Here is a 9,126-nt window from a genome sequence, read left to right on the forward strand (position 1 = left end):
GCTCCCGCCGACCTCGGGCCCGCGGCGTCGCAGCCCACCGCGCTCTCCTTCCCCGCAGCGGACATGGACATGGCCGTCCTTCCGCTCACCCCCAGTGATGCGGACCTCGCGGCACAGACCCTCGTGCCGCCGCTCACCGTCGACGCCTACTGGCTCACGTCCTACGGCGTGCCGGGAGCCGGCTCGAACAACACCACGTACATCGCCGGGCACAGCTGGGACGGCAAGGACGCCCCCTTCAACCGGTTGAGTGACGAAGCCCTGGTGGGCAGCGAGTTCGTCCTCACCACCGGGACGGGGGACATCACCTACGTGGTCGACTCGGTGATCACCCACGACAAGGACACGCTGAAGGACAGCGACATCTGGAACATCGTGCCCAACCGCGTGGTGCTCATCAGCTGCTACACCGAGGACCCCTGGGGCAAGAACGTCGTGGTCACGGCGATGCCGAAGGCCGCCTGACCGGTCTTATCGGTCTGGTGGGCTCGAGTGAGCGACGGGCGGCAGCTGTGACCGTCGGGTAGACGCAGGAGGCCGCCACCCGGTGGGGTGGCGGCCTCCTGTCGGTCCGGGTCCGGTACTAGCCGAAGTGCCTGGGAAGCGTGCCCTCGTGCGCCTCGCGGAGCTGGTCGAGCGGCAGAGTGAAGTAGCCCTGCACGTCGAGCGCCTGGTTCTCCGTGTCCACCACGCCGATGCGGAGGGTAGGGAAGTTCCGTGCGGTGCACATGTCGTTGAAGCGCACCTCCTCCGAGCGGGGGACACTGACGACGGCCCGCGCCTGGCTCTCGCTGAACAGTGCCGTGAACGCGTCGATGCCGTCGCGCTCGCACAGCTCGTCGATGCCGATGCGCGCGCCCACACCGAAGCGCAGCGCCATGTCGCTCAGACCGGCCGCAAGCCCGCCCTCGGAGAGGTCGTGCGCGGCGTCGATCATGCCGTCGCGCGAGCAGTTGACCAGGATCGCGGCGAGGGTCCGCTCCGCGGCGAGGTCCAGGGCCGGCGGCTGCCCGCCGAGGTGCCCGCGCAGGTTGGCCCATTCGGAACCGTCCAGCTCGTCCGCCGTCGTCCCCAGCAGGTAGATGGCCTGGCCGTCCTCACGCCAGCCGGACGGCGTGCGCCGTGCGACGTCGTCGAACACGCCCAGCACGCCGACCACCGGGGTGGGGTGGATCGCCACGCCTCCGGTCTGGTTGTACAGCGAGACGTTGCCGCCGGTCACGGGCACGCCGAGCTCCTTGCAGGCGTCCGCGAGACCGCGCACGGTCTCCGCGAACTGCCACATGACCTCGGGGTCCTCGGGGGAGCCGAAGTTCAGGCAGTCGGTGACCGCGAGGGGCTGGGCGCCCGACGTCGCCACGTTGCGGTAGGCCTCGGCGAGGGCCAGGCGCGCGCCCTCGTAGGGGTTGAGGTAGGAGTAGCGGCCGTTGGCGTCCGTCGAGATCGCGATGCCGAGGCCCGTCTCCTCGTCGACCCGGACCACTCCGGCGTCGTCGGGCATGGCCAGCGCCGTGTTGCCCTGCACGTAGCGGTCGTACTGGTCGGTCACCCAGTTCTTCGCGCACATGTTCGGCGATGCCATGAGTTCGAGGACGGCCTCGCGCAGGTCGGCGGGCCGCTCGGCCGCGAAGGCGTCCGCCTGGACGCCGTCGAGCCACTCGGGACGGTGGTAGGGGCGCTCGTAGACCGGTCCCTCGTGGGCCACGGTGCGGGGGTCGACGTCGACGATCTTCTCGCCGTCCCACTCGATGATGAGGCGCCCCGTGTCGGTGACCTCGCCGAGCCAGGAGTACTCCACGGACCACTTGTCCATGATGGCCTCGAAGGCCGCCATGTTCTCGGGCGTGACCACCGCCATCATGCGCTCCTGCGACTCCGACATGAGGATCTCGCCGGGCGTCAGGGACGGGTCGCGCAGCAGCACGTTGGTGAGCTCGACGTGCATGCCGCCGTCGCCGTTGGACGCCAGCTCCGACGTCGCACAGGAGATGCCGGCGGCACCGAGGTCCTGGATGCCCTCCACCACGGAGGCCTTGAACAGCTCGAGGCAGCACTCGATGAGGACCTTCTCGGCGAACGGATCACCCACCTGGACCGCGGGGCGCTTGGACGGCTTGGCGTCGTCGAAGGACTCCGAGGCCAGCACGGACGCGCCGCCGATCCCGTCGCCGCCGGTGCGGGCGCCGAAGAGGACCACCTTGTTGCCGGCGCCGGATGCGTTGGCGAGGCGGATGTCCTCGTGCCGCAGGACGCCGACCGCGAGGGCGTTGACCAGCGGGTTGCCCTGGTAGACGGAGTCGAAGACCACCTCGCCGCCGATGTTCGGCAGGCCGAGGGAGTTGCCGTAGCCGCCGATGCCCGCGACGATCCCGTGCACGAGGCGTGCGGTGTCGGGGTGGTCGATCGCTCCGAAGCGCAGCGGGTCCATGACGGCGACCGGGCGGGCGCCCATCGAGATGATGTCGCGCACGATCCCGCCGACGCCGGTGGCCGCGCCCTGGTAGGGCTCCACGAAGGAGGGATGGTTGTGGCTCTCCACCTTGAACGTCACGGCCCAGCCGTCCCCGATGTCGACGACGCCGGCGTTCTCGCCGATCCCGACGAGCAGGTGCTCCTTCATGGCCTCGGTGACCTTCTCGCCGAACTGGCGCAGATGCACCTTCGAGGACTTGTAGGAGCAGTGCTCGCTCCACATCACGGAGTACATGGCGAGTTCGGCACCGGTGGGGCGGCGGCCGAGGATCTCCTCGACGCGCTGGTACTCGTTCTCCTTGAGACCGAGTTCGGCCCACGGCAGCGCCTGGCCGGGGGTCGCCTCGGCGTTCGCGACCGTGTCGATGTTGAACTTCTTGGACATTGTCTCTGCGGTCACTAGCCCACCAGTTTCTTGAGTACCGAGGTGAAGATGCCGAGTCCGTCGGTGCCGCCGCGGACATCGACGTTCCCGCGTGCCGAGGAGTCGGGGCCGAAGCCGGCCTCCACCGCGTGCTCGGGGTGCGGCATGAGCCCGACGACGTTACCCGCGGCATTCGAGATGCCGGCGATGTCGCGGCGTGAGCCGTTCGGGTTGCCGTCGACGTAGCGGAAGACCACGCGGCCCTCGCCCTCGAGCTCGTCGAGCGTGTAGTTGTCCGCGACGAACTGGCCGTCCTGGTTCTTGAGCGGGATGACGATCTCCTCGCCCTGCCCGTAGTCGGAGGTCCAGAAGGTGCCGTTGTTCTCGACGCGCAGGCGCTGGTCACGGCAGATGAAGTGCAGGTCGTTGTTCTTGATCATCGAGCCGGGCAGCAGGTGTGCTTCGGTGAGGACCTGGAAACCGTTGCAGATGCCGAGCACGGGGAGGGCGTTCTCCCCACCCGACGCCGCGGCGGTGATCTGCTCCATGAGCGGGGCGAAGCGCGAGATGGCGCCCGCCCGCAGGTAGTCGCCGTAGGAGAAGCCGCCGGGGATGATCACGGCGTCGACGTCCTGTAGGTCGTGGTCGCCGTGCCACAGGTGGATGGCGCTGCCGCCGGCGAGCCGGACGGCACGGACGGCGTCGCGGTCGTCGAGCGACCCGGGGAACGTGACGACGCCGACCTTCACGCCGTTCAGGGGGCTGTCCTCGTTGTTCGAGGCAACCGGCTGGGGTCCGCCGATGAGGGGCGTCCCGGTGTTCGGGGCGCTCACTGCGCGTCCTCCTCGAGGACCTCCACGCGCGTGACATCCTCGATGACGGGGTTGGACAGCAGCGTGGCGGCGGCGTGGCGGGCCTGCTCGAGGACCTCTTCCGTGACGTCGCCGTCCACGGTCAGCTCGAAACGCTTGCCCTGGCGGACCCCGGCGAAACCGGTGAGGCCGATCCGGGGGAGCGCTCCGGCGATCGCCTTACCCTGCGGGTCGAGGATCTCGGGCTTGGGCATGACGTCGACAACAATCCGGGGCATCCGGCAACTCCTGTGCGTGAGCGGCGAGTGCTGGGGGTCCAGCATTGAATGCAGTAGCCCGGAAGTGCCGTCTCACGCCGTATCTGGGTTGACACCGGCGCTCCGCGAGCTTGCCCTGCAAGTCTACCGGGGATTCGGTGCGGGCCAGTCCGGCGTCGTGTCCGCTTCCGGCAGCGCTGTCGACGTCCGTCCCACTGATCGGCTCCGGCCGGTGGGCAGGATCGAACATGCCCACCGGGCGCGGTCGATCAGTGGGAGGAGCGGCACCCGGTAGCCCTTACTGCGCCCCCGGTGCCCCGAGGATGTCCTGCGCCTTGTTCCACCGGGAGATCTCGCAGCCGTCGGTCAGGGAGAACGCCGCCAGAACGGGCGTGCCGTCGATCTCACCGCTGATGCTCGCCGTCTGCGGCCCGCCGTACTGCTGCGTGCAGATGATGTCCTTGCTGGGCCGGGCCGTGAAGAATGTCGAGCCGAGCCGGGCGAGGGCCGCGCAGGCGGCCTCGGCGCCAGGAAGCGTCGAGGCGGGCCCGGGAGCGCCGTCGACGCATTCGAGGACGTACTGCACGGGTTCGGCAGCGGCGTCCTGCTGGAGGGTGACGGTGAGCAGCGCGGCGACGGCCGACGACCCAGGGGCGGTACCCGTCGCGGTGGGAGCGGGGCCGCCCGACGTCGGTGCCGGGGTCCCGGACAGCGCCTCCGAGGGGTCGGGGGTGGAGGACTGCATGGTGCTCTCCTGCTCGGTGGGTTCGGTCGCCGGTCCGCCCTGCGCGCAGGCGGAGACGGTGAGGACGAGGGCTGCGAGGGCGATCGCCAGGCGCACGACCGCCCGGTGCGGTCCTGCTGCCGGCAGCAGGGCGGGAGGTGTCATCGGTGTCCCCTTCGGCTGGTCTCCCAGCTTAACGGGTGGCGCAGCATTCGTTCCTGACGCTCCCGACGCCGCGCGGGGAGAACTTCGGTGCGGACGCGCTGTTGAAAGTGCACGGTCGGGAGGCGACGATGGCATTGATGCCGTGCCGACGAGTAAGCGGAGGTGCCGATGGCGGGCCCGGACGAGGTGTCCATTCCTCGCTACACCCTCAGTGACGACGGCGATCTCCTGTGCCTGCGCTGGGCGCCCGGCGTCACGATGCAGGCGGAGGACGTCCGCTCGACGATCGCCGCGGTCACCGCCGCTTCTCCCGGTGGCAAGCGGCCCCTGCTGGTGCACATCGGGCTGGTGGAGCGGATCACGGCGGAAGCGAAGCAGTTGCTGATGGATGACACCTGTTCCGCGCGCACCGCCGTCGTGGGTGTCGACGAGGTGGGCAGGGTGCTCACGGCGTTCAATTACCGGTCCGCGACGCCCAGCAGGTACTTCACGGATGAATCCGACGCGATCGCCTGGCTGACGGGGGACACGGGCGTGGGTGGCGTCGCCGCCCGGCCCGAGCCGTTCACGGCGGAGATGCGGGGGGAGGTGCTGTGGCTCGAATGTGAGGCCGACACGGATGTCGACGACACTGTCGCATCAGCCGTGGTCAGCCGGGTCACCCAGCTCAGTCCGTCCGTCTGCCCGCCGATGCTCATCCATCTCAACCACCTGATCTCGCTGACGGAGGATGCATTGCGCATCCTTGCCTCCGGGCTGGACATCGCGGCCCTGGCTGTCGTCGGAACGGAAGCCGGGGATCCCATCATCACCGCGTACTACAAACAGCAACACGATCCGCCCTACCCGACCAGGCACTTCACGACGACCGGCGACGCAGAGACCTGGCTGAAGGACTGCTTCCGAGGAACCGAGTGATGCAGGACCCGGGCCAGGGGCGGCGGCCCGTGCCGTCGAACCGGCTCAGGCCCAGGAGTCGAGCGCCCGCTCCAGGCTTTCCGAGAGCCGTTCCCGGAGCGCCTGGGACTCGTGGGCGAAACCGCGCTGCAGGCGGACGTACTCGGCCTTGCCCTCGGTCGTCTCGATCGGGATCGGCCGGTAGCCCCAGTCCGAGAGGTCGTAGGGGGAAGCCTGCATGTCCATCGCCCGGATGCGCCAGGAGAGTTCGAAGCAATCCATCACGATCTCGCTCGGCAGCAGGGGGGTCAGCTTGTACGCCCACTTGTAGAGGTCCATGTTGGCGTGGAGGCAGCCCGGCTGCTCCAGGTCCCGCTGCGTCTCCCTCGTCGGCGCGTACTCGTTGAGGGGGACGGCCTGCGGCGTGTAGAAGCGGAAGGCGTCGAAGTGCGTGCAGCGGATACGCGCCGATTCGACGACGTCGTCCGTCCCTGCCGCACCGAGGCGCAGGTCGAGGTACTCGTGGCGCACGCCGTAGACCCCCGAGCGGTAGGCCATCGCCCATTCGTGGAGCCCGAAGCAACCGAACTGCGCCGGCCGTGCGGCCGTCCGGGCAAGGATCAGCCGGGCGAACTCGACGGCGTCGCGCCGCTCCTCGATGAAGGTCCGGACGTCCACCCGGACGCCGTCGTCGTGCGCCGTGTAGTACTTCCAGCCGCCGCGCCCGGCGGCCTCCGCGCCTTCCAGCACGACGCCGGCTCCGGGATGCCAGCGTAGGAGCCGGCCCGGCTTCTGGTTGTAGTAGGTGAAGAGGAAGTCCTCGACGGGATGCTTGGCGCCGCGTGACCGCCGGTCCAGATAGGGCTCGGCGAAGCGCGTCACGCGTTGCCTGTGGCGCCTCTCGCGATCCTGCCAGTCGGCCTCGGTGAGGCGGGGCAGGAGATCGGCATGCATGGATCCATTATCACCCCGACCGGAAATGGTAAATATCCTGTGTAAATTCTGGATGACGCGGGCTGAGTCGGCTGGTGGGGCTGTGTTGCCTGAGGTAAGTTTGTGCTCGCCGTGGCGGCTGTGACTGCTGTCACAACTCGGAAATCCTATCCAGGAGAGCCACGGCACAGGGGGAACGGCCATGGCCGGCCCGCACTTTCACGAGAGGCACTACCTTCCTATGACACAACGGAGAAAAGCCGGGCAGGGGCGCAGTACCCTGCGCGCTGCCACGGCTATCGTTCTGGGTCTGCCGCTGCTGGTGACGTCGACCGCCGTGGCGCCTGCCGCCTTCGCGGCTCCGGTGCCGGCCACCTCGGTGACGCCCCAGAAGGCACCGGCCAAGGAGCTGGACCCGGCGCAGTACCCGGACGGCAAGTACATCGTCGTGCTCGCCGACAAGCCGATCGCCACGTACGAGGGTGGTGTCGACGGGATCGCGCCGACCAAGCCCGAGAAGGGCAAGAAGCTGGACGCCGCCGCCGCGAACGTCCAGCAGTACTCGCAGTTCCTCGAGGGCAAGCAGCAGGAGGTTGCCGCCGAGGAGAACGTCGAGATCAAGCGCACCTACACGGCTGCCATCAACGGCTTCGCCGCGGATCTCAGCGCCGACCAGGCGGTCGAGCTCGCCAAGAGCGACGACGTACTCCTCGTCGCTCCGGATGTCGAGAGCGCTCCCGACTACTCGAGCATCGACTTCCTCGGCCTGAGTGGGAAGAAGGGCACCTGGAAGGGCCAGTTCGGCGGCGAGAAGAACGCCGGCGCCGGCACCGTCGTCGGCGTGATCGACACCGGCTACGCCCCCGACAACCCCTTCTTCGCAGGCAGCACGGTGAAGCCGCTCAAGGGCAACTCGAAGCCCAAGGTCGGCGAACCCTACCTCAATGCCAAGGGCGAGATCGCCATGCTCAAGGCCGACGGCAGCACCTTCGTCGGCGACTGCCAGGTGGGCGAGGACTTCGACGGCAGCCTCTGCAACTCGAAGGTCCTCTCGGCCCGCTACTTCGCCGATGCCTTCCTCGACAGCGTCGCCGAGGCCGACCGCGCACCGCAGGAGGTCATCTCCCCCGTGGACATCGACAACCACGGCACGCACACGGCGAGCACCGCTGCAGGCAACGCCGGCGTGACCCAGACCGTCGACGGGCGGAACTTCGGAATCTCCTCGGGCGTCGCGCCGGCCGCGAAGGTCTCGGTCTACAAGGTCTGCTGGGAGGACACGGATCCCGACACGGGCGGTTGCTACAACTCCGCAGCGATCGCGGCCATCAACCAGGCCATCCTCGACGGCGTGGACGTCCTCAACTTCTCGATCTCGGGCAGCGCGACGACGACGACGGACCCCGTGTCCCTCGCCTTCCTCTCGGCGACCTCCGCGGGCATCTTCGTCGCGGCCTCGGCCGGCAACTCCGGTCCCACGGCGAGCACCGTCAACCACGGCGCTCCCTGGATGACCACGGTGGCCGCCAGCACGTTCAGCTACGAACTGCAGGGTACGGCGGAGTTCTCCGACGGCACCAAGTACCGCGGTGCGTCCATCATGCGCACGGGTGTTCCGGCCAGCCCGGTCGTCCTCGCGGCGAACGCCGCCGCTGCAGGCGCTGCGGCATCGAACCTGTGCGGACCCGGCACGCTCGACCCCGCGAAGGTCGCCGGCAAGATCGTGGTCTGTGACCGCGGTGTCGTCGACCGGGCAGCCAAGAGCGCCGAGGTCGCACGTGCCGGCGGTGTGGGCATGATCCTCGTGAACCTCGTCGACTCGTCGACGGACACCGACCAGCACTCCGTGCCGACGGTGCACGTCAACGCTCCCGAGGCCCTCGAGCTCAAGGCGAAGGTCGCTGCGAACCCGTCGATCACCGTCGCCCTGAAGGCCACCGACACCACGGGCAAGCCGCTGCCGCCCGCACCCCAGGTCGCAGGCTTCTCCTCGCGCGGTCCGCTGCTCGCCACCGATTCCGACCTCCTGAAGCCGGATGTCACGGCTCCCGGCGTCGCCGTCCTCGCGGGCGTCTCCACCGTCGGCTCGAACGGCGCGCAGTTCGGCTTCCTCTCCGGCACGTCCATGGCGTCGCCGCACGTGGCAGGCCTCGCCGCGCTGGTCCTCGCGAAGAACCCCGCCTGGTCCCCGGCAACCGTGAAGTCCGCCATGATGACCACGGCGTACCCGCTGAAGACCGCCACCGGCGGCGTCGAGACCGACGTCCTCGCGGTCGGCGCAGGCCACATCGACCCCGCCACCGTCCTCAGCCCGGGCCTGGTCTACGACCAGGACGTCGAGGACTACCTCGGCTTCATCCAGGGCACGGGCGTGGACCTCAAGATCAAGGGGCTCGAACCCGTCGAGGCGAGGAACACCAACGTGCCGTCCTTCGCCCTCGGAAACCTGACCGGACGGATCGAGGTGACCCGGACCGTCACCGGTGCGGCGGAGGCGGGAAA

At 69.1% G+C, this 9,126-nt stretch carries 8 protein-coding genes; 3 read left to right on the top strand and 5 right to left on the bottom strand.

Annotated elements, in window-relative coordinates:
• Positions 1–465: class F sortase (locus CVO76_RS01850; protein ID WP_208740479.1), on the top strand; the 465-nt coding region annotated here is incomplete at its 5' end.
• A gap of 118 nt (positions 466–583) precedes the next feature.
• On the opposite strand, the gene purL is transcribed toward CVO76_RS01850, so the two are convergent.
• The 4 genes from purL to CVO76_RS01870 form a co-directional block, all read right to left on the bottom strand.
• The gene (gene purL / locus CVO76_RS01855) at positions 584–2,857 is read right to left on the bottom strand and encodes a phosphoribosylformylglycinamidine synthase subunit PurL (protein ID WP_432206148.1); all 2,274 of its coding nucleotides are present in this window, start codon (positions 2,855–2,857) and stop codon (positions 584–586) included.
• Between the two features lie 14 nt (positions 2,858–2,871).
• Positions 2,872–3,669, bottom strand: a complete 798-nt coding sequence (gene purQ / locus CVO76_RS01860; RefSeq protein ID WP_432206118.1) for a phosphoribosylformylglycinamidine synthase subunit PurQ — start codon at positions 3,667–3,669, stop codon at positions 2,872–2,874.
• Positions 3,666–3,926: a phosphoribosylformylglycinamidine synthase subunit PurS gene (gene purS / locus CVO76_RS01865; RefSeq protein WP_133080315.1), complete on the bottom strand. Its 261-nt coding sequence runs from the start codon at positions 3,924–3,926 to the stop codon at positions 3,666–3,668. The genes purQ and purS overlap by 4 nt, the downstream gene beginning before the upstream one ends.
• Before the next feature lie 277 nt (positions 3,927–4,203).
• Positions 4,204–4,794, bottom strand: coding sequence for an SSI family serine proteinase inhibitor (locus CVO76_RS01870; protein WP_208740481.1), 591 nt, complete (start codon positions 4,792–4,794; stop codon positions 4,204–4,206).
• A 168-nt stretch (positions 4,795–4,962) separates the two neighbouring features.
• Between CVO76_RS01870 and CVO76_RS01875 the strand changes: the two genes are divergently transcribed.
• Positions 4,963–5,712 carry a hypothetical protein gene (locus CVO76_RS01875; RefSeq protein ID WP_208740482.1) on the top strand — a complete coding sequence of 250 codons (750 nt, stop codon included), beginning with the start codon at positions 4,963–4,965 and terminating at the stop codon, positions 5,710–5,712.
• 45 nt (positions 5,713–5,757) lie between these two features.
• On the opposite strand, the gene CVO76_RS01880 is transcribed toward CVO76_RS01875, so the two are convergent.
• Positions 5,758–6,645 carry a 3-methyladenine DNA glycosylase gene (locus CVO76_RS01880; RefSeq protein ID WP_208740483.1) on the bottom strand — a complete coding sequence of 296 codons (888 nt, stop codon included), beginning with the start codon at positions 6,643–6,645 and terminating at the stop codon, positions 5,758–5,760.
• A 220-nt stretch (positions 6,646–6,865) separates the two neighbouring features.
• Between CVO76_RS01880 and CVO76_RS01885 the strand changes: the two genes are divergently transcribed.
• A partial coding sequence (locus CVO76_RS01885; RefSeq protein ID WP_208740484.1) for a S8 family peptidase occupies positions 6,866–9,126 on the top strand: 2,261 nt, incomplete at its 3' end.

It is taken from the genome of Arthrobacter agilis, from assembly GCF_002953615.1.
Lineage (GTDB): Bacteria > Actinomycetota > Actinomycetes > Actinomycetales > Micrococcaceae > Arthrobacter_D > Arthrobacter_D agilis_B.